The organism is Ramlibacter sp. WS9, assembly GCF_003797765.1.
GTDB lineage: Bacteria > Pseudomonadota > Gammaproteobacteria > Burkholderiales > Burkholderiaceae_C > Ramlibacter.
On record NZ_RKMB01000003.1, the window covers coordinates 1 to 20,999 of the forward strand.

Below are 20,999 nucleotides of genomic sequence, written 5' to 3' on the forward strand. Positions count from 1 at the left end.
CCCCACCCCCGCCGCGCCGCGCCCCAGCGTCATCCAGCTCGCCATCAAGGAAAAGGCCGCCCTGTACGCGGCCTACATTCCCTTGTTTGCCGACGGCGGCGTGTTCATTCCCACCACGCGGGACTACAAGTTGGGCGACGACGTCTATGTGCTCCTTTCGCTGCCGGACGAACCGCAGCGCTACCCGGTCGCCGGCAAGGTGGCCTGGGTAACGCCCGCGCGCGCTGCGGCCAATCGCACCCAGGGCGTCGGTATCCGGTTCCCGTCCGACGACAAGTCCAAGGTCCTCAAGATGAAAATCGAGGAAATCCTGGGCGGGCACCTGGCCTCCGAGCGGCCCACGCAGACCATCTGACCGCTACAATTTTTGTAGCCTGCCGCGCCATTCCGGCTGCGGCGCACTTCCTTTTCCACTCCCGATGTTCGTCGATTCGCACTGCCACCTGACCTTTCCCGAGCTCGCGGCCCGGCTGCCCGAAATCCGTGAGGCGATGGCGCAGGCGCAGGTCGACCGCGCCCTGTGCATCTGCACCACGCTGGAGGAGTTCGAGTCCGTGCATGCGCTGGCGCTGCAATTCGACAACTTCTGGGCCACCGTCGGCGTCCATCCCGACAACGAGGGCGTGACCGAACCGAGCCTGGACGATCTGGTTCGGCGGTCGGCCTTGCCGCGCGTTGTGGCCATCGGAGAAACCGGCCTGGACTATTACCAGATGGAAGAGCGCAAGGGCGGCCGGGCGGTGTCGGACATGGATTGGCAGCGAGACCGCTTTCGCACGCACATCCGGGCTGCGCGCCAGGTCCGCAAACCCCTGGTGATCCATACGCGGGCGGCGTCTGCCGACACCGTGGCGATCCTGAAGGAGGAGGGTGAGGACGGGTCTCCCGGCAGCGCGGGTGGCGTCTTCCATTGCTTCACCGAGACCGCCGAGGTGGCGCGCGCGGCGCTGGATCTGGGCTTCTACATCTCGTTTTCGGGCATCCTGACGTTCAAGACCGCACAGGATTTGCGCGACGTGGCCGCTTTCGTCCCCGCGGACCGGCTGCTGATCGAGACCGACAGTCCCTACCTCGCACCTGTCCCGTTCCGAGGCAAGACCAACAATCCCTCGTATGTGCCCCATGTGGCCCGCCAGCTGGCGCATTTGCGCGGCGTGGCCGTCGAGGAGGTCGCGGAGCTCACCAGCCGCAATTTCGAGCGTCTTTTCATGGCTGACGAATCATGAGAAACCACATCAAGAATTTTATCTATCTTATTGCCCTGCTGTCATTTTCCTTGGCAAAGGCGGGCTCGTACGAAGATTTCTTCACCGCCATCAAGCGCGACAACCCGGCCGCAATCACAGCATTGCTGACCCGCGGATTCGACCCCAACACACCAAGTCCCGAAGGTCTGGACGGCTTGTACCTCGCGCTGCGCGACTCCTCGCTCAAGGCGGCGCAGGCGCTCGTGGATTGGCCCAAGACCCGGGTCGAAACGCGGACGCCGAAGGACGAGAGCCCGCTGATGCTCGCCGCACTGAAGGGCCACACCGACCTGGTCAAGAAGCTCATCGAGCGCAATGCCGACGTCAACAAGACCGGCTGGACGCCGTTGCATTACGCGGCCACCAACGGGCACCTGGCGATCATCGAACTGCTGCTGGAAAACCATGCGTACATCGACGCCGAGTCGCCGAACGGGACCACGCCTTTGATGATGGCCGCGCATTACGGGTCACCCGAAGGCGTGAAGCTGTTGCTGGAGGCCGGCGCGGATCCGGGGTTGAAGAACCAGCTCGGGCTGACGGCGATTGATTTTGCTCAGAGCGCCAACCGCCGGGATGCGGCAGAGTTGATTGCCGGTTTTGTGCGCCGGGGGCAGCCGAAAGGCAAATGGTGATAAGGGGTTGACGGGTTAATCTCATGTAGGGGGTGAGCTTTTGGCGCTGGCGGCGGCGTGTTTTCGATGAACAAACTGATATGGTTTGTATTTTATACGATGTATATTATGTTAAATAAATGCAGACTTCAATCCGCGTGGTGATTCACCTTCAAACGGGATTGGTAAATCTGTTGACGTCTCTGAGGCAAATTCATTGACGTTCAAACGGAATTCGTTGACGTTTCAGGGTGCCACTCATTCGATCGATGTCAAGTGTGCGACGGACATGAACATGCGACCAACTGGGCGACAACCCTGCGACAAGGCAGCGGGGTTGGGTGTATTGCGCTAACTCCGCCTCAGCACCGTTTCTTTGTGGGCATCAGCACCGCAGTACCACATCCGAAAAGCCAAGTCGCAACTTCACGTCCCAGGCGCTGACAGGAATCCGCGTTTGCTTCTCACGTGACCGACTGCAAAGAGCTTGGGCCACGATCAAGCATGAGCCGACAGCTACCGTTCCCAGACCGGCCTTCCGATAGGGGATTTGACCGGCGGCAGGAACATGGGCGCCCTTCGCGGAAGCAAATCTGGCCAACTTTCCTTCCGCTACCTCGAATGACATCCGGCGAAGGGAAATCAGCACACAAAATGAAAGGATCCCAGCACATTTGGTTGTTAATGTCGGCGCTTGGATTGCACATCGGTGGCCTTGAAACGTCGGATGTCCGCGGCTATGGTGAATCCATGCGCCATGCAACCGATCAAGTTGGACTGGACGTGCTCCTCCGCCTCCCTGGGCAGCCCTTCTTTAATGGTGAACTCTTGGAGTATGGCGGGCGCACAACCGTGCGCTTGGGGCCGCGAAGTTCTGCGATTTCGCCGTCCTGGGGCCGGCGCGACGGCAGCAGCGATGAAGAGCTGAAGACGGGGACTACCGCATGCGAAAGTTGAAGACGCCTCCTCCGCCCAAGCGGCAGACGCAACGCGTCCGGCACACTCGGAATGGCGCCACTGGGCTTACCTCATTTGAGCCTGAGGTCGCCACGTTGCAAGCTAGAGCGCAGGAGATGATCTACGAAGGCACCGAGTGGCTCACCGCGCACCAGGTGGCCAGTCGCGCCGGAGTGGCGGTCGGTTCCGTGCGCCGTTGGAAAGCGCAGCGCAAGCTGTTTTCGATTTGGCTTGCAGGACGAAGTGTGTATCCAGCCTACGCATTTGATCGCGTCCGACAGTGGCGTCCGCTCGCCGTCGTCGCCGAAGTGCTCTCCGCGGCGCCCGAATGGGCTCCGGGTTACACCGCAGCCTTTTTTGAAAGTACTAGCTCTTTCCTAGGCGGCCGCCGGCCACGCGAGATTCTCTCGCTCGACCCACGTCGAGCCATTGCTGCAGCGAAGTTCGCACTCGACACCGAGCGTCACCCCGGTTAGTGACCGACTGTAGTGACCCTTGGCCGCTTCGCGGTATGAGCCGTTGGTCACCATCCCCTTTCGCGGCCGCCCGTGGGAGTCGGCTGGCCAGCGCGTCTTCGTTCCGGTAGTGCCTGGCTAGCCTTGCTGCCGCTCCCCATGCCTGGTCATCGGCGCTGCCTCGCGTGCGTATTTCAGCCCATCGTGGACGGCGTTTCAGGCTGAACGTGGACGGCATTTCAGCGTGATCGTGGACGGCGTTTCAAACTGATCGTGGACGCTGTTTCAGCGCGATCGTGGACGATTTGGGGGTGCGCGCAAGTGATTTCCTGACCCGGCATAGGCTCACCGCTTTTTGCGACGCGAGCCGATGCCAACGAACAGAATCACGATGCGCCGAATCCGAGAGACATTGCGCCTGCACCTGCAGGCAGGCCTGAGCTACAACGAGATTGGCCGAGCGCTGAAGATCTCCAAGAGCGTGGCGGGCAAGTACGTATCACTGGCCCGCGCGGCCGGCGTCGACTGGGACGCTGCCCAGAGCCTCACCGACGAGGAGTTGGAGGCCCGGCTGTATCGCCCGGCACTGCCGCGCTCGAGTCACCAGTTGGCCCCTGACTTCGCGCTGGTGCACCAGGAGCTCAAGCGCCCTGGGGTCACCGTGCAACTGCTGTGGGAGGAGTACGCCAGGAGCAACGCGCAGGCGTACAAGTACACCAGCTTCAGCGTCAAGTACCGCCAGTTCGCCCAAAGCCTGAAGCGCTCGATGCGCCAGGTCCACGTCGCCGGCGAGAAGCTGTTCGTCGACTACGCCGGCCAGACCGTGCCTCTGATCGACGCTGTCACCGGCGAGATCACGGCCGCCCAGATCTTCGTGGCCACGCTGGGCGCGTCCAACTACACCTACGCCTGCGCCACCGAGCGGCAGACCACCGCCGACTGGATCGGCGCGCAGGTTCGGGCCTTGGAGTTCTTCGGCGGCGTGCCGCGCCTGATCGTGCCCGACCAGACCCGCGCCCTGATCAAGTACCCCGACCGCTACGACCCCGAGCCCAATCGCAGCTACGACGAATTCGCCACCCACTACGGTTGCGCTCTGCTGGCCGCACGCCCGGCTCATCCCCGTGATAAACCCAAGGTCGAAGGCTCGGTGCTGCTGGTGGAGAGGTGGATTCTGGCGCGCCTTCGCAACCGGCGCTTCTTCAGCTTGGGCGAACTCAATCGAGCCATCGCCGAGCTTCTGGCCGATCTGAACCAGCGCCCCTTCAAGAAGCTGCCCGGTTGCCGGGCCAGCGCATTCAAGGAGTTGGACGCCCCAGCCCTCAAGCCGTTGCCGGCGCGGCGCTACGAGTTGAGCCGCTGGAAGAGCGCCAAGGTCAACATCGACTATCACGTCGAATTCGACGGCCACTACTACAGCGTTCCGCACGCCCTGGTCGGCACGGTGGTCGAGCTGCGCGTCACCGACGCCCTGGTGGAGTGCTTCGCGGCCCACCAGCGCGTGGCCTGCCACGCCCTGAGCCACAAGCGCGGCGCGCACAGCACGACGGCCGAACACATGCCCGCCTCGCACCGCGCCCACCTGGAGTGGACGCCGGGCAAGCTGATCGCCTGGGGTGCGCGCATCGGGGTGAGCACCGCCGCGGTGGTGACCTGGCAGCTCGAACACCGCCCGCACCCCGAGCAGGGCTACCGCGCCTGCCTGGGCTTGAAGCGCCTGGCGCGCCAGTACAGCCCTGAGCGGCTGGAGGCCGCCTGCACCCGGGCTCTGGCGATCCGCTCGCCCACCTACCGCAGCGTCGCCTCGATTCTGAAGAACGGGCTGGATCGCCAGCCCTCGCTGTTCACCCCGGCGACAGCGCCGCCGCTGCCGGCCCACGAGAACGTGCGCGGCCCCGATTACTACCACTGAAGAAAGACAGATCACGATGCTGAACGAACACACTCTGAACCAACTACGAAACCTGCGCCTGGATGGCATGGTGCGCGCCATCGAGGAGCAGGCCACCAGCACCGCGGCCACGGCGCTGGGGTTCGACGAGCGCCTGACGCTGCTGGTGCAGCGCGAGGTGGCTTGGCGAGACGACCGGCGGGTGCAACGCCTGCTCAAGGCGGCCAAACTCAAGGTCAGTGCCGCCTGCGTGGAGGACATCAACTGGCGCGTCAGCCGTTCGCTGGACCGCTCCCTGGTGGCCGCGCTGGCCGGCGGCGACTGGTTGCGCCACGCCCAGAATCTGCTGATCACTGGGGCCACCGGGTGCGGCAAGACTTGGCTGGCGTGTGCGCTGGCGCATCAGGCCGCACGCTCGGGCTTCTCGGTGCTTTACACGCGCGCGGCGCGCCTGTTCGATGAACTGCAGGTCGCGCACGGGGACGGCAGCTTTGCTCGGCGCCTGACGCAGCTGGCCAAGCTGGATCTCTTGGTCATCGACGACTTTGCGATCTCTCCGATGGGCGCGGCCGAACGCAATGACCTGCTCGAGGTACTCGACGACCGCATCGGCAGCCGCTCCACCTTGATCACCAGCCAGTTGCCGGTCAAGGCCTGGCACACCTACCTGGACGATCCGACGCTCGCCGACGCGATCCTGGACCGCGTGGTCCACAGCAGCCACAAGATCGAGCTCAAAGGCAAATCGCTGCGCGAAACAGCCGAAGACAAATGACCCTCGCGCACCACCGCCGCAGCGCCCAACACGACTTACCCACCGCGTCGGTCGTTCGTCGCAAGCGACGCCCGCCGCCGTGGATAAGTCTGCGCCGCGTAGTTCCGGCAAGCGCTTCGCGCAGGCCCGTTTCAAATTGATCGTGGACGATTGAGATATATTGAACCCCTCGCTTGCGCGCATCCCCCGCGCGTCCACGATGGCGCTGAAACACCGTCCACGATCAGCCTGAAACAGGCGTCCACGATCGCTGAAATGCGCACCTCGCGGACAAGCAGTGGCCGGTCGCCCCATCTTGTGGCCACCATCCATTGAAAGGAAAGTGCCACCACTCGCGTTTGAAGGCAGCTGTGATCAACAAGCTCCCGCCTGGCCGCCATTCGGCATGTGCCGAATATTGGCGATGCTCCGAATATTCACACCCGGAGTTGTCGGACTGGCACTGCCTAGCCTTGGTGGTCCCGCCCTCGCAGCCAATGCACTTGCAATAGCGACTCGATTTCGAGGCGTTATCGTCGAATTTTGGTTTAATGTCCCAGAAGTAGATCACTGCACCGCACCCTGTGCCGATCTGCGGTTGTTTGACGATGAGCGCGTCGCCCGGCTCAGTTGGCTGATGCACAGCGCGGTATCCCATGTGTTAACGGCGCGGATAGCGCGATGTAGTTTAGCGCGGCTGATGCCGGGATACGCTAGGCGTTGGCCGCCGGCACGCAGTGGTCGGCATCGACGTGTACCTGCAAAGGCAGAAATTGGCCAAACGCACGCGGCCCGCCGCACGTTTTGAACCCACATAGACCTCACCTGAACATCAGCACCGCCGGGACGACTTGAAGACCTTTGACTGAGCTTCCAATGTGTCGCGGAGCGCGGCCGTGAGCGCCAAGTACATCCGCGGCATCAAGCGTCTGGCCAAGACGCTTCGTAAAACCACCGGCAGATCGCTTGCCGTCGCTCTGGATGCAGCGGCTACACAGTGCGGCTACGAGCACTGGAAGCATGTGGCAGTCTGCCTTGAACAGATAGCCAGTGCGAGCCGCGGCAAACCGGTACCCGAGTCTCTGAAGGACTGGGGTGCCGTTTCCCGTGCTCAGCGACATCTCGCATTTTCTGTTGCGTTCCCCCTACTTCCTAGCCTATATTGCGGCCACCGAAAACGGCTAGTTATCGTGACTTATAGGCGCGGCCAAAGGGGTACGCGTCGACCTGCCAGGATCCAAAATCATGCGGCTTCCAGTTCTTCGCAGCCACGCCACCCTGCAGCCTCAGGAGCTCTCACAGGCTGCGCAAGATGCGGTGGGCCAGTTGTTGCGGGAAGGTGAATCGCAGAATACGCTGGCCAGTTACCGCTCCGCCTTGCGTTACTGGGCCGCCTGGTTTGTTTTGCGTTACGGGGTCGCACTGGCGATGCCGATGCCCGCCGCTGCAGTGATGCAATTCGTCGTGGACCACGCCGAGCGCTCCACCGAACACGGCTTGCGCCACGAACTACCCAAAGACATCGATCAGACCCTTGTGGCCAATGGCTTCAAGGGCAAACTCGGGCCGTTGGCCCTCAACACCATCGTGCATCGTTTGGCGGTGCTGTCGAAGGCCCACCAGATGCGGGAGGTCAAGAACCCCTGCGACGAACCGAAGGTGCGCGAGCTCTTGTCGAAGACACGCAGAGCCTTTGCCAAGCGTGGCGAACGACCCGCCAAAAAGGACGCCCTCACGAGCGATCCGCTTCAGGCGCTGCTGGCTACCTGCGACGAGTCGCTGCGCGGCAAGCGCGATCGCGCCCTCCTCCTCTTCGCTTGGAGTAGCGGAGGCCGGCGGCGCTCCGAAGTGGCCAACGCCGACATCGGCATGCTGAGCCTATTGCCGGGGGGTGATTTTGTGTACAACTTGGCTCATTCGAAGACCAACCAGGCCGGCACGGACCGACCGGACAACTACAAGCCGGTTGTAGGCGCAGCCGCACAAGCTATGGCGCAGTGGCTGGAGGCAGCCAGCATCCGTGAAGGTCGGATATTCAGGCGGATTCTGCGCGGCGGCCATGTAGGCTCGCCACTGTCTGCCGCGGCAGTACGTGACATCGTGATTAGCAGATGCAAACTCGCTGGCGTTGAGGGCGCGTTCTCCGCCCACTCGTTGCGCAGCGGGTTCGTGACGGAGGCAGATCGGCAAGGCCTTCGCTTGGCGGACACCATGGCGCTAACGGGCCACACCAGCATTTCCACTGTGATGGGCTACACGCGTGCCTCTGAATCGAACCGCGCCGCTGCACTCAAAGCGCTAAGTGCCCTGCGTGGCACGAGTCTATAGGCATGAATGGATGGCCGTAGCATCAAAGCAGGGGTTGAGATTCTGCCGAGCCTGACGCACTTAGCAGCAGTTCAAGATATGGCTGCAGCTCTTCCCGGTTGAGCAATACAAGTTGCTGCGCTTCTGGCACGCCTAGCTCGTGCAGTAGACCGAGCTTCAATAAGACGTAGAACAGCATGGCATGGCGGCACCTGACCTTGAGGACGCCATCAATCATCCCGTAGTCGATTGCGAGCGCACGCCGGCTGGCTTCGGACAAACCGGGGTGCGGCCCAATCTTCAACGTGAGTTCGGTATGCCATTCCTGGTCCTCACTCACGGCCACCGTGCTGGCCGCGCCTACTTCTGCAGAAGCAATTCGAGCAATCACAAAATCCAAGAACCTTCTGCGTGAGTGGCAAAAGGCGCGCACATGCCACCTGAAGCCGTCATGTGCCAAGCCGTGGGGCGAGAGGATCCGCTGCGTGGCATGGGGTCGCTGCACGCTTTGATACTCGACATTAATCATGCGCCTTTCCCTGATGGCGTGAAGAAGCCGCATCAGAATGTCGCCGTCGACCTGTCGGCCGATGACTGGCAACGTCGCTACTGGAGGACGCCATTTCACGAATGTCAACTCGTCGTCGACGATGCCGGCGGCCAAGGCAAGCAGTTCAGCCAAGTACATCCTCGACGAGCTGCGCTGGAATAAAGGTTTGAAGAACGGCGTCCGCAGGTATGCCTTCGAGCTGCGGTCGTACTCCATGTTGTCGGGGGCCAGCTCGTCGTACTTGGCCAAGTCGGCCGTGGCCTGGGGCATCGAAATGTCGAAGAATTTATGCAGATCGTCTCGGTTGATCCTGCCCTCCCACCGCACCCTGAAGTCGATGAATTTCAATCGCCTTTCCTGGCTCCACTTGAGCCCGGCTGGTTCGGCGTCGAGGAATGCCGACCTTGGTGCCTGATCTTCCATACAGCTAACCCGCCTACTAATTTAATCCATCAAGAAACTATGCGTATAATGGGCCAAGCTCGGCAGTTTCGCCAGCAGTTTTTTGACCCACGTACTTGGCGAGAAGGGCCGAAGCGTGACAGCCAACCCACCAATCCCCATTGTCGTGCCACGACGGCGCCTTTCCGAAAGGGCGTCCGGGCAGTTCTTTCACCTGACCCGTGTCATTGCGAACGTATTCGTACCGACCGACACCGAGGTCGAGGTGCTGGATCGAGCCTACCTCTCTATCGGAAACTTCCTGGCGGACAGCGCGGAATTCGGCACCCTTACGATCGAGGTCCACGGTCAAGGGTCGCGCCAGATCGGCACCTTGGTGCGCCCTCTTCATGTCCGTGACCTAGGCTTCGATGTCGATGCGGTGCTGCTGCTCAAACGAGCCGCATTGCAGAGATACCCAGGTTCCGATGGTGCGCGCCGGCTGATAAACGACCTGTACGCGGTTCTCAAGCGGTACGCGGACCAGCACGGATTGAAGATCGAAAGGTGGGAGCGCTGCGTCACCCTGGTCTACGCAAACGATGTGCGGGTGGACGTGGCGCCGGTGATCGAAGATCCGTTGGTGGCTATTCCGTCCGGCGAAACGCACGCCCTGATCCCGGACCGGCTCCTGCAGCGCTACGCGCCGACAAACCCCCGCGGCATCGAACACGGGTTCAACAGCGCAGCCAAGATCCAGGCGAACTTTCCTCGCCGACTGGTTGAGGGCATGACGCTTGACAAGGCCATGCGCGGTGACGTAACGCCCCTGCCCGATGTCGAGGTGGTCTCGGCGAGACTCCTGAGCATCTTCGTGCAGTTGATGAAGGTCCACCGCAACATCAGTTTCGGGGCGCCTCAGGATGGCGTGGAGGATCTCTCCCCGGCATCCATCTTCATCACGTTCCTAGCTGCCGCGGGATACACACTGCAGGCACCCCGGCCGCACGACACGCCCCTCGACCTGCTGCTGGACGTGTTCGATGCGATGCTCCTGTGCTTCGAGCGGGAAGAATTGGCGAACGGTGGACAACGGTGGTCGCTGCCCAACCCGTGGGCGCCGGGTGATGACCTGGCGACGTCGATGAACTCACCGCAGAAGCAAGCCGCCTTTCTCCAATGGCATGAACTGTTCTCCGAGCAGATCGGCCAGTTACTGGACAGCCTGGAGCAGCGCGCTGGCGAGGACGTCATCGAGAAGCTTGTGCACAATGCGTTCGGCCCGCGGGCCGCCCGGGCGGTGCGCGATGATGCGGCGCCCGTTGCGCCGACACGTCAGGCTGGACGGCCAGTCATCTTCGCCACGGCGGCTGGCGCGATAACTAGCGTTGCTGCCCGGGCGAACACCAATTTCGGGTCACCCGATTGAAATCGCGACGCCGGCCGCCTGTGCCCACACTCGCCCAACGCACGATGGAACTGCGTAGGCTCCCATTCCCCGACGCTCGGGTCGAGATGCGTCGCGGCAAGGAACTACGCTATCACTTCAGCATCTCGCCGGGTCGGTATGGCCGCCTTTACGACTGCGTGTTGCAGATCCTGGCCGGCGAGCAACCGCCCCGGATGTTCGTGATGCGGCCGGATCTGGTGGAGCTTTCAGGGGGTATCCGTCCCCCACACTTGTACGACCACGATGGCCCGGGTGCGCTGCTCTGTCTGTACTGGCCGAAGAACGGCGAGTGGGATGCCCGGCTCAAGCTAGCCAATACGTACATCGCGTGGGCAGCCGAGTGGCTGTGGTACTTCGAGCAGTGGCTGAAACACGGCCAGTGGTTGGCTGGCGGCGCTCACCCAACCCGCGTTCCACGCAGGTGGAGTCCCCACTTGTACAGAGAGATTTCCACTGCGGCCGAACCGCCGCTGATTGTGCAGTAGCAAAGCTTCTCGCGACGAGCCGGGCCTCAACCTCGTCGCGCGTAACCTGAGGCAAGGAGTAAGTGATGGGTGCAAATAAAAAGCAGACCTCGCCGCGCGTGGCCACGATCGCAAGCAATACGTTGCGATCGCCCGGCTCTTCCGCAGAAAAAAAGGCGATTGCCGGATCGGCGCTCCGGCAAGCACGCACGCCTGCACAAACAGGCGCCAAGGTCGAAGGAACGGCGTCGCGCGCGCTGGACAATCCGCGTGCGTCGAGAGTGACGCAGACCTTGGCGGGCTCGGTGGTCGCCCAGTCGAATCGCAAGCGCTAAAGCAATGTGCCACGGGACACGCCGATGAGAACGAGCGCACCACCACAATGGAACATACAAGCGCTGGCATCGCGCATCCAACCACAAGATGGCGAGCTCACCGCTGCGCGGGGCCACCTGATGTCGGTTCGCGCTCGTCTGACCAAGTCCTTCGCCGTATCGGGTGCACAGAAGATGGGCAGCCATGCGCGCGAGACGGCCGTCCGACGCTACAGCGATCTGGATTTCATGATCGTCCTGCGCAAGGAGGAGTTTCACTGGGGGGAACGGATGGTCTCTTCAGACACGGTACTCAATCGCCTGCTCGACGACTTGAAGGAGCGCTATCCCCAATCCACTGTAAAGCGCGACATTCTGGCCGCGTCTCTGGGTTTCGGTAGCACCGGACAGAGCCTGGATGTCGTACCCGCAAAGTTCCTGGAGTTCGTGGCCGGCCGGCCGGTGTACCTCATTCCCGACGGAAATGGCGATTGGCTTCGCACCAGCCCGGCGGCGCACGATCGCCGCTTTCAATTGGAACAAGAGCGCAGCGGCAACAAGCTGCGCAAGATCTCGCAGTTGCTGAAGTGGTGGAAGCACTCGCGCGAGAGCGCTCTTCCGATTCGCAGTTTCTACATTGACATGCTCTTGTGCACCAGTGGCGTTGGCACAGGAGTTGGCAAGACATACGGTACTTGCTTGAAGGACTTCTTTGAGTACTTGGTGGCGACCGAATGCCGGCCAGTGGTGGATCCGTGCGGCATTGCAAGCCGCATTTCAGCGAACGACACGCATGCCCAACATGAAGCACTGAATCGCGCCGCGATCTACGCCCACCAGCATGCGCATGCTGCGATTTTGGCGGAACAGCGCCGTGATTTTCCTGAAGCGAATCGCCAGTGGGACCTCGTATTCAATGGCGCTTACTGAGTTTCGACCAAGGCACGAGCCATGAAAAACGCACCATTCCCACAGCGGTCAGATCCAGTTGGAGATGTCTACTACTCGCGCGTGGCCAGCGCGGACAAGGCGTCGGATGTTCTCTTCTGCATCGGCGCGCTGTTGTCGCTGGCAGTGCTGTTCGTTGAGAAAGGTGTGCACCCTAATGGGTACCGGATCGCGAACTTGCTCTTCGCGCTCGCGGTTCTCGGCTTGTTCGTCCTAGGAGCGGTTTCGCGCCTGTATCTCACCCCTCGTGCCGAACACAAGCGGCGGCTTGACTTTTTCTCGAGCGCGCTGAGTATCAAGCTCACACACGAGACCAGTGTCAAGTACTACAACAACGCGGAGACTGATCCGATACGCCGCACCGCCGCCCAACTTCTGGAGAACTTGCACTTCACAAAGGAGATCACCTTGATGATGCTGCGCAGGGAACGCACGAAGGTTGCCGCTTATGGCGTGATCTGGATCAGTTGCCTGCTGTGGCAGCAGTCGGATATCGGACTGGTGGTCGCCATCTCCCAGGCGATTTTCAGCGAGCAGATCTTGGCTCGTTACCTGCGCATGGAGTGGCTGCGTATTACGTGCGAACGGCTGTATGACGAGACCTACCAGTCGTTCGCGAGTCATGGGGACGCGGATGCGTTTCGAGCGCTCACGTTGAACGCAGTTGTCGCCTATGAAGCAGCCAAGGCGATTGCGGCAACACCGCTGTCGTCCACGATCTTTCATCGGGAAAATGTGCGCCTCTCGACCGTCTGGGAGCGGATCAAGCAGAGCCTTGCGCTGTAGCGGAAACTGGACCGCGCTGACCAGAGAATTCCAACCTTGCGACAATGGACAGCTAATGACCCGACTCTTCATTTCCTACAGCCATCGCGACGAAGCCCTGCGTGCCGAACTAGACAAGCACCTTGCACTCTTGCGCCGGCAGGGTGTGCTCGACGTGTGGAGCGATCATCGAATCCCCGCCGGTGGTGAACTCGACGCACACATCGATGCCGCGCTCGAGTCTGCCGATGTGATCGCCCTTTTGGTCAGTTCTGACTTCGTGTCGTCCGAGTACTGCTATGGCATCGAGATGAAGCGCGCCATGGAGCGGCACGCCGCGGGCGAAGCCACTGTGCTGCCTGTGATGCTCCGGCCATGCGACGTGAAGGGTGCACCGTTTGCGAAACTCAAGATGGTGCCCACTGATGCTCGGCCGGTGACAAAGTGGCCCAATCAGGACGAGGCGTTTCTGGACGTGGTGCAGCATCTGCGGCGGCTCCTGGAGTCGCGGCGATCAACTGAAGCCGAGGAGGCTGCTTCTCCCCCACCCGCTTCCCCGCCGCGACGCTCCAGCAATTTGTCTCTTCCCCGGGAGTTCACCGATCAGGATCGTCACGATTTCGTGCGTTCCACTTTCGACTATGTGCGCGAGTATTTCCGGGAATCCTTGGCGGCGCTGGGCGAGCGCAATCCAGGTATCCAGGGTCGTCTGCTTGATCAAGGCGCGCAGTCCTTCGGTTCGATCATCTTTCGCAATGGGTCGCGCATCGGCGGATGCCGGGTACGACTGGGCGGCATGTTCAAGGCCGAAGGCATTTCGTTTTCCAATCACGAAGAGACCGGCGAGAACAGTTTCAATGAGATGCTGAGCGTCGAGGCAGACAAGCACTCTCTCCACATGAAGCCGAGCTTCGGGCGTTTCGATGGAAGCGGCGGAAAACCGCTCTCGCAGCAGGGGGTCGCCGAATACCTTTGGTCCTTGTTGATGGATCAGATTCAGTAGGCCGGCTTGCCTTGCTGGCGGCGTTGGCGCGCAAGAAGGAAAAACCCATGAGCGAATTCCGTTCACACAAGTGGTACCTGCAGGAAGACCCGCAACTCGTGCTGTTTCGCGCGGTACGGCGGTGGCTTCAGGAAAGGGTTGGTCCGATTGAAGATTGTGCGGACTGGCACCCCACTTTCAAGGGTAAGGACACGGTACACCCTTCCTACTTCCAGCTACTGGACCTGCGCGGGTGGGACCCTGCTGGCGATCAGAACGACACCGTGCGCCGCATGCTGATTGCGGCCGTGTGTAATCGAAGTGCCGCGCGCAGACTCCACCGCCAGCCCAACCCCAAGAACCTAACTTTCGAGATTGTGGTCTGCATCGACCAGGTCGACGCGCCGCGGTATAGAGAGCAGGTTCGTCGCATCTGCGCCTGGCTGGACGCCCAAGGTGTCGACTCGACCTACATTGGCGACTTTTTCGAGGGCGAGTACTACGGGGCCCGGCGGCAAACCGAAACTGGCGTGTTCCTGGCTTGAATGCGAGCGGCTTGGTCGGCGACCTGCCCCTTTTAGCAAAGCCAGCGCTTCGTTCAGAGCTGCTTCGTGTTGTTCACGTGCCGTCAGCTGGCGCTCCAGGTCTTCACGGACCCTTCGGACGAAGATATAACGAGCATTGTGCGGCAAGGGGCGTCCTGCTCATTGCAAAGCGTAGGCGCGCACGAACGATGCCTCGACGCACCGCAACACGGAGCGGATTTAGCTAGCCCCTTGCTCGGGTCCAACTACGTGGTCATACGCAGCAAAAAGCGACCCGGTGAGTTCCACGCCAAAGAGCGCGTTATTGATTTTCTGAAACTGCTGCAACCATCCGCTTCGCTCACGAACCGAAATTTCTGCTTCATCGGCCAACGTGCGCTGCGCGTAGAACGGTCTGCCAGCCAGCAGCATCTCCAAGCCTATGACGTGCGCCACGTCTTCGGCGCGCAACGAATACGCCCCATGCCGCGCCATTAAACACATCAACGCCAGCGGAAAGACGAATGCACCAGCGATCAGGTGCTCTTGCTGGCTCCACCCAGAGGGCACATTCAATACCGGTTTGCCGTGTGCGACTTGTCCGCGCAGCTGGTACATGTGATTTAGCCACTGATGCAGCACGGGCTGCCCATCCTCAGCGCACAGCTTCAGTTCACGCCTCATCTCCTCTGTCCAAGGTGAGCCCTCCACTATCGACAGAATCTCCGGGAGCTTGACCTGAATGTCATCGAGCCGCTGGCTGGAACTACTCACACGCTCCAACGCGGCATAGGTGGACAGGCTCAGCGCATCGGGCGGCACGTCCGGCGAATCGCTGTTGGCAAGCAGATACTGTGTGACTGCCGCATCAACGTCATTTCGCTGCAGCTCTGGAAGCGAGTCGAGTTGCTGGAAACCTTCCAGCAGATTCTTGTTGATGGTCGGCGTGCCCTGCCCTACCAGGTAGTAGGGCAGAAAGAACTGAATTTCGCTCTGCCCCATGTGCACGTTGGCGTGCCCGCCCTTTCGCCGATGTGTCAGGTTGATGGCGCCGCTGAACGGCTGAGAGAACGCTTGGACGATGAGTTGGTAGTGACCGGAAGCGGTGTAGTCGTCTGGAAAGTCGCCGATGAAACGGCGTTCGCCCATGCCACTGACGGCCAACTGGCCGGCAAAGCGAAATAGCGCAGCGCGCGCCACTTCGTCCAGATCATCCCCCAGGGGGCGATCTTCATACTGCAGGATCGTTAGGCCTCGAAGCGGCAGATGCGGTGCCGTGCGGTACTGTGCGAGCAGCTTCGTTATGGTTTCCGGCATCAGGCCCGTAGGCACATCGGCAGGCAGTGGCTGGTCGATGACATGCGTGAACGCATGGAATGCCCCTGCTCGCACTGGCTCGCGAAGCTTTAACCACGGGAGAAACGCAAGCATCGGCATGTGCGGTCCTTCAAGGCATCAGTTGTAGCCACGCCGGTATTACAACGACACCACTTGCAACTCTTCTGATGCCACCGAGCGTCGCGCGATGTCCAGCAAGTGCTCATGGTGCGTGAACACCAGCACCTGGCTGCCGCGCGAGAAGTCCGCCAGCGCCTGCAACACGCAGCCGGCGCGGCCGTCACTGGAGGTCATGAGCACATCGTCCAACACCATGGGCAGGTCCACGCCGGCATCCCGGCGCAAGCTCACCGCGGCCAGCCGCAGCGCCAGATAGAGCTGGTCGCGCGTGCCCTCGCTCATGGCCTCCGTGCCTATGGAGCCGCCCTGCACGCGCTCGGCCAGCAGCACCTGCTTGTCTGCGGTCGCGTCGGTCTTCAGGCGCGTGAATGCGCCGTCGGTCATGCGCTGGAAGTAGCCGCTCGCGCGCTCGAGCATCGGTCCCTGCGCTCGCTCCTGAAACCGGCGCTGCGCTTGCATGAGGAGGCTGTGCGCCAGGCGCAACCGCATCCAGGGCCGCAGGCTCGCTTCGATGGTGGCGGCCGTCTGGCACAGGTCTTCCTGCGCCTGCGCGGCGGTGCCGGATGCATCTATGGCCTCCAACTCGCGCTTGGTACGCTCCGCTTCGGAGCGTACCGCCTCCAGCCTGGGTGCGATGTCCTGCAGGTCTCTGGCGCCTTGCTCTTGCTGAGCCTGTAGCGCCGCGCCGTCTTGCGCAGCCAGGTGCTCGCGCAGCTGCTCCAGTGTCTGGTCTGAAAATGACCGCAGATGCTGCAGGCAGCGACTCTTGTTGGCGCTCGCCTGGCGCTTGCGCTCGGCTCGCGCCTCCACGTCAGCCAGCAAATCCACATCGGCCACGCCGGCGGCGTCGCACAGGCCTCGCAGCTGGGTTGCGTGCTTTTCGATAGCGGTCTCCTGCGTGCGTGCAGCAGTTTGCGCAGTGATCAACTCACGGGTAGCCGCCTGCTGGGCGGTGTGCGTTTCAGTCGCCCGGGTGCGCCGCTCTTCTAGTTGGTCGAACCAGGGGCGCAGGCCCTGCACCTTTTGCGGCGGCTGCGCCTGAAGTGCCTGGGCCACCACATGGGCGTCGGACGCAATCTGCGCAAGGTTCGCGCGCGCCAGTTCAAGACGTCCTTGGGTTTCACCGACCTGTCCCCACGCTTCGCACAGATCGGCGAACTCCTGCACCCGGGCGTGGATCGCGGCCGGCGAGGCATCTTGCGGCAGCAACAGTTCAGCCGCAACGGCTTCGACGCTGGAACGCGTTTCGGCAAGCTTCTCTTCAAGCTCCACCAGGCGCCCGGCACGTTGGCGCTTCTGGTTGTCCAGCAAGTGCCGGCGGGCGCGGTTTTCGTCCGCAGCGCGTTGCTCTCGCTGGATCCGCGATTCGTGCTCTCGCGCAATCGTCTCCAGGCTGGCCAGCGGGTCGACTTCGGATGCAGAGGCGACGTCCACCGCCTGCGCGGCGCAGCGTAGCGCATTTGTCAGACCCGCTTCGACCTGCTGTGCCTGCGCCAATTCGCGCTGCAATCGCTGCAAGGCCGCCCTGCCCTCGCGGCCCGCTTTGAGCAGACCTTGCCATTCGCGCAGTGCCGACGGCGCACGCCGCGCCAGGCCATTGGCCTGCAGCTTCTTCGACCAGGTATCCGCCAGAACTCCACCCTGCGTTACCTGCCGGGTCAGATCATCCCGGAGGGTTTGCACATCGCGCTCGTACCGAGCGATCTCGTCGTGCTTGGCCTTGAGTTCGGCCGCGGCCTTGGTGTCACGGGCATACCCATCAGCCTTACCATCGGCCAGTCGCACCGCTTCCTCGTAAGCCTCGGGCAGCACGCCATTGCCCGTGAAGTCGGACAGCGCCTGCGGATCAACGGCCGCGCCTTGGTCCACATAGGTTGCGCGCACAAACTGCCATCCCTGGTCACGGCGGGCACGCGCCAGCAGCACGTCGTCCGAGGTCACTACCGCCTGGTCCTCTCGCATGCGGTCGCGCTGCTCACGCGCCGCGCGAAGCTCCGGCTCGATCTGGCCGATGCGATCGCGCAGCCGCTGCTGGTTCGAGATGTTGTCTTGAAGGGCTTGGGCTGCCTCGTCGATGTCGGCGTCCAGAAGGGGACGTACCGCGTCAAGGTCGGCCTCCCCCTCCAGTCCCAAATCAAGCACTTGGTGCTCCATTGCCTGCTCGGCCGCAGCAATGTCAGCCGGCAAAGCCCGCAGCCGCGCGAGCGTGTTGCGCTCACGTTCGAGGTCGGCCAGCGCATGGCGAAGCTGCCGTATAACTGCTTCCGCAGGTAGGCTCGCCACCCCGTCAGTGTCATCGTCCTGGTCCTGGGGTGCCGACTGGTTATGGTTCTGAAGCGCCTGCTGGGCGCTGACAAAAGCCTGCACCCGCTGCTCGATCTCGGCGGCGCGCGCTTTGGCCGGCGCTTGGCCTAGTATCTTCTTCGGGTCGGTGCCGGTTTCAATCGCCGCAGCCAATTCCTTGGCCTCTGCTAACTGCGCGGCGCCCTGTTGTTCGAGCTCAGTGTTCAATCGGCGCAGATTGTCCACTTCCTCGGCCTTGGCGATCAGCCTGCCGATCGCGGCACTTTGCCCAATCGCATTCGGATCGGGTGTCAGCGTGTCCAGCTGCTGTTGTGCGTCTCGCGCAGCCTGGGTGGCTGCCGCAAGCGCTTCCTGTGCAGCCAGCAAGCTGGCCTGTGCTGCGGTGCGAGTCTGGCCAACACCTTCGGGCAGGTCGGGCACCGCCTCCAGTTCGGTCAGCGCAGCTTGGGCGGCGTCCAGGTCCTGGATTACCGGCGCCGCAGCGCGCAACGTCGCCAGAAGCTTTTGCCGGGCGTTGAGGGCCGCCTGCTCCGCATTCAGGCGCTGGACTTCCTGTCCCGCCCGCTCACTTGCGTTGAACTTGTCTTGCCAGTCGCGCGGCTTGACCATTGCTTCCTTGACCTGGCGCTGCAGGTCCTTGTGCTTTTTGAGCGCCTCGTTGATTCGGCCCTTGGTGCCGCGCGCACCGGGCATGAAGAGCTCGCGAGCACGTTCGTCCAACTCCTGCGCGATGGCCGTCACATCCCGAATACCTAGGCTCGCTTCGAACAGCGACGTCCCAACTTCCACTTCGCCTCGGGCCAGGCGCTGACCGCCGGCGCGCAGCACCTCGTGGTTCAACCCGAACATGCGCCGGTACTCGTCCTGCCCCAGGCCACCGGTGAGCGCATCCTGAAGCCCGGAGGGCGCCTGCGTCTTGGTCGCCTCCAGCGAGCCGCCACCAAGCGCGTTGGCCAGGAACAGGGAATCCTTGGGCCGCTTGATCCGCATCACCATGGGTGTAGTGCTGTCGGATTTGAGCAAGATCGCGCCCACGCACATGTCCGGGTGTTCGTGCAGAAAGTTGTCCGGGGACTGGCCGTGAATCTGATAGCGCAGGGCTTCAATGGCCCGCAGCATCGCTGACTTGCCGGCCTCGTTCGGACCATAGACCACCACCAGGCTCTTGGCCGGCCCGCCGAAGTCCACGACACGATCAGTGAAGGGGCCGAAAGCTTTGAGGTGCAGGGAGGAGATCTTCATGTCGGCGCCCTCCCCTGCCCCGCTGGCTTCGCCACGCTGGCCGGCATCTTGGCCAGCACGGTTGCCTCGGCATCGGCCAGCAGCTCGCGCAGCGCGGCTGCGTCCAGGTTGCCCGGCGCTTGGCTGGCCAGATCAGACGGCAATTCTTTGAGGTCCTGAAGCTCGCCTCGCACCCAAACCAGCACCGAATCGTCATCGCCGGCCAGCTCGTTGACCAGGCGCACCACCTCGCTGAGTGCGTCGTCCCGACCTTCCAGCGCCGCGCGGTCGATCGGGGCGCTGAGATCGGCCTCGACTTTCTCGATCCAGACGTCAAGGCCCTGCAGGTCCTCGGCCGCGGCACGCACCGCCGCCTCCACGGTGCCGCGCTGGGCGGCTTCGAGACGGGCCAATTCGGACTGCCCGGCCACGCTCACCCGGACCGCATGAAGCGGCTCGGGCATGTCCTCCAGCAGCGTGCGCAACTGCGCCGAGCAAGCAGCGGCCAGCGCGTCCACGTCCGCTAACCCCGTCGCGTCGATCCCCAGGCGGTGCCACCGGACCCGATCCAGGGCAATGTGCTCAGCCTCGATTTGGCCATCGCGAACCGTCACCAGCTCGCAGCCCTTCGATCCGGTCTCGTTGGCGTGCCGGCCTTGCAGATTGCCCGGGAACACGATCCGCGGCGCCGTCTCGCGCACCACCTGCCGCTGATGCACATGCCCCAGGGCAAAGTAGTCGTAGCCCTTGGAGGCCAGCGTTGCCACGGAAGTGGGGGCGTAAGGCAAGTGGGTGCCGGCGGTCTCCGGCGTCAGACAAGTGTGCAGCAGTCCGATGTTGAACCAGCCGGTCTGGGCTGCCGGGTAGTCTTGCGCGAGGTCGTCGGTCACCGCACGCTGCTTGAAGCTCTGGCCGTGCAGCGCGACCTTGAGCTCGGCGATCTCCTGGGTCTCGCAGCGCTTGTGGTCAAAGACGTGCACGCCCTCGACCTTGGGCAGCACCTTGGTGATCTGACTCTCGGCGTCGTGGTTGCCCTTTACGATGAAGACCCGGATGGCCGCACGCACCAGCCGCACGTTCTGTTCCCGGAAAAACTGGCCGGTATGGAAGTCGGCCCAGTCGCCGTCGAAGATGTCCCCCACATACAGAACAAAGGCCACCTGCTCGGCGATTGCCAAGTCAACCAGGGCGGTCAGGGCCTGGCGCGTGGCGCTGCGAAGTCGCTCGGCTGGCGCGCCGTCATAGTTGCTCAGCCCGCGCATCGGGCTGTCGATGTGCAGATCCGCGGCATGAATGAATTTGAAGTCCATGGCTCCCCCCAGGCTTTCCGCCCTGTCCGTCCCTACTTGCTTGTGCGGACCATGCTATCACCCGGGCGCGGAGCCACGGTGGGCCAGTGCGTGAGTCGTCTTT

General features: G+C 62.5%; 18 protein-coding genes. 14 read left to right on the forward strand and 4 right to left on the reverse strand.

Features of this window, described 5'->3' with window-relative positions:
- From EEB15_RS05910 to EEB15_RS05940, 7 genes are all read left to right on the forward strand, one after another.
- The coding region (locus EEB15_RS05910; protein WP_233259371.1) for a PilZ domain-containing protein at nucleotides 1-355 on the forward strand (355 nt) is incomplete at its 5' end.
- Nucleotides 356-419: 64 nt separating this feature from the next.
- Nucleotides 420-1,226 carry a TatD family hydrolase gene (locus tag EEB15_RS05915; RefSeq protein ID WP_141508663.1) on the forward strand — a complete coding sequence of 269 codons (807 nt, stop codon included), beginning with the start codon at nucleotides 420-422 and terminating at the stop codon, nucleotides 1,224-1,226.
- Entirely contained in the window at nucleotides 1,223-1,882 is a 660-nt protein-coding gene (locus EEB15_RS05920; RefSeq protein ID WP_141508665.1) for an ankyrin repeat domain-containing protein, read from the forward strand. The genes EEB15_RS05915 and EEB15_RS05920 overlap by 4 nt, the downstream gene beginning before the upstream one ends.
- 1,052 nt (nucleotides 1,883-2,934) lie before the next feature.
- Nucleotides 2,935-3,294: a hypothetical protein gene (locus EEB15_RS05925; protein ID WP_141508667.1), complete on the forward strand. Its 360-nt coding sequence runs from the start codon at nucleotides 2,935-2,937 to the stop codon at nucleotides 3,292-3,294.
- 349 nt (nucleotides 3,295-3,643) lie between these two features.
- Entirely contained in the window at nucleotides 3,644-5,185 is a 1,542-nt protein-coding gene (istA, locus tag EEB15_RS05930; protein ID WP_141508669.1) for an IS21 family transposase, read from the forward strand.
- 16 nt (nucleotides 5,186-5,201) lie between these two features.
- Nucleotides 5,202-5,939 carry an IS21-like element helper ATPase IstB gene (istB, locus tag EEB15_RS05935; RefSeq protein WP_141508671.1) on the forward strand — a complete coding sequence of 246 codons (738 nt, stop codon included), beginning with the start codon at nucleotides 5,202-5,204 and terminating at the stop codon, nucleotides 5,937-5,939.
- Nucleotides 5,940-7,163: 1,224 nt separating this feature from the next.
- The gene (locus EEB15_RS05940; protein ID WP_141508672.1) at nucleotides 7,164-8,246 is read left to right on the forward strand and encodes a site-specific integrase; all 1,083 of its coding nucleotides are present in this window, start codon (nucleotides 7,164-7,166) and stop codon (nucleotides 8,244-8,246) included.
- Between the two features lie 22 nt (nucleotides 8,247-8,268).
- Here the strand turns inward: EEB15_RS05940 and EEB15_RS05945 are convergent, their stop codons facing one another.
- Nucleotides 8,269-9,123, reverse strand: a complete 855-nt coding sequence (locus EEB15_RS05945; protein WP_233259372.1) for a WYL domain-containing protein — start codon at nucleotides 9,121-9,123, stop codon at nucleotides 8,269-8,271.
- A gap of 190 nt (nucleotides 9,124-9,313) precedes the next feature.
- On the opposite strand from EEB15_RS05945, the gene EEB15_RS05950 reads away from it, so the two are divergent.
- The 7 genes from EEB15_RS05950 to EEB15_RS05980 all read left to right on the forward strand — a co-directional run bounded on the left by EEB15_RS05950 (nucleotide 9,314) and on the right by EEB15_RS05980 (nucleotide 14,624).
- Nucleotides 9,314-10,585 carry a cyclic GMP-AMP synthase DncV-like nucleotidyltransferase gene (locus EEB15_RS05950; RefSeq protein ID WP_141508676.1) on the forward strand — a complete coding sequence of 424 codons (1,272 nt, stop codon included), beginning with the start codon at nucleotides 9,314-9,316 and terminating at the stop codon, nucleotides 10,583-10,585.
- 86 nt (nucleotides 10,586-10,671) lie between these two features.
- On the forward strand, nucleotides 10,672-11,091 hold the full coding sequence (locus EEB15_RS05955) for a hypothetical protein (protein WP_199236465.1): 420 nt from the start codon (nucleotides 10,672-10,674) through the stop codon (nucleotides 11,089-11,091).
- A gap of 98 nt (nucleotides 11,092-11,189) precedes the next feature.
- Nucleotides 11,190-11,405, forward strand: a complete 216-nt coding sequence (locus EEB15_RS05960; protein WP_233259373.1) for a hypothetical protein — start codon at nucleotides 11,190-11,192, stop codon at nucleotides 11,403-11,405.
- 24 nt (nucleotides 11,406-11,429) lie between these two features.
- Nucleotides 11,430-12,314 carry a nucleotidyltransferase gene (locus EEB15_RS05965; RefSeq protein WP_141508681.1) on the forward strand — a complete coding sequence of 295 codons (885 nt, stop codon included), beginning with the start codon at nucleotides 11,430-11,432 and terminating at the stop codon, nucleotides 12,312-12,314.
- Between the two features lie 21 nt (nucleotides 12,315-12,335).
- Nucleotides 12,336-13,118 carry a DUF4149 domain-containing protein gene (locus tag EEB15_RS05970; RefSeq protein ID WP_141508682.1) on the forward strand — a complete coding sequence of 261 codons (783 nt, stop codon included), beginning with the start codon at nucleotides 12,336-12,338 and terminating at the stop codon, nucleotides 13,116-13,118.
- A 55-nt stretch (nucleotides 13,119-13,173) separates the two neighbouring features.
- Nucleotides 13,174-14,100 (forward strand): toll/interleukin-1 receptor domain-containing protein, encoded by a 927-nt coding sequence (locus tag EEB15_RS05975; protein WP_158290001.1) that lies wholly within the window; start codon nucleotides 13,174-13,176, stop codon nucleotides 14,098-14,100.
- A gap of 47 nt (nucleotides 14,101-14,147) precedes the next feature.
- On the forward strand, nucleotides 14,148-14,624 hold the full coding sequence (locus tag EEB15_RS05980) for a hypothetical protein (RefSeq protein ID WP_141508686.1): 477 nt from the start codon (nucleotides 14,148-14,150) through the stop codon (nucleotides 14,622-14,624).
- Nucleotides 14,625-14,843: 219 nt separating this feature from the next.
- Here the strand turns inward: EEB15_RS05980 and EEB15_RS05985 are convergent, their stop codons facing one another.
- The 3 genes from EEB15_RS05985 to EEB15_RS05995 are packed head-to-tail and all read right to left on the reverse strand — an operon-like array spanning nucleotide 14,844 to nucleotide 20,896.
- Nucleotides 14,844-16,040: a hypothetical protein gene (locus EEB15_RS05985; protein WP_141508688.1), complete on the reverse strand. Its 1,197-nt coding sequence runs from the start codon at nucleotides 16,038-16,040 to the stop codon at nucleotides 14,844-14,846.
- Between the two features lie 39 nt (nucleotides 16,041-16,079).
- Nucleotides 16,080-19,607 (reverse strand): YhaN family protein, encoded by a 3,528-nt coding sequence (locus EEB15_RS05990; protein WP_141508690.1) that lies wholly within the window; start codon nucleotides 19,605-19,607, stop codon nucleotides 16,080-16,082.
- Nucleotides 19,604-20,896, reverse strand: coding sequence for a DNA repair exonuclease (locus EEB15_RS05995; protein WP_141508692.1), 1,293 nt, complete (start codon nucleotides 20,894-20,896; stop codon nucleotides 19,604-19,606). Before EEB15_RS05995 ends, EEB15_RS05990 begins: the two co-directional genes overlap by 4 nt.
- Nucleotides 20,897-20,999 lie beyond the last annotated feature (103 nt).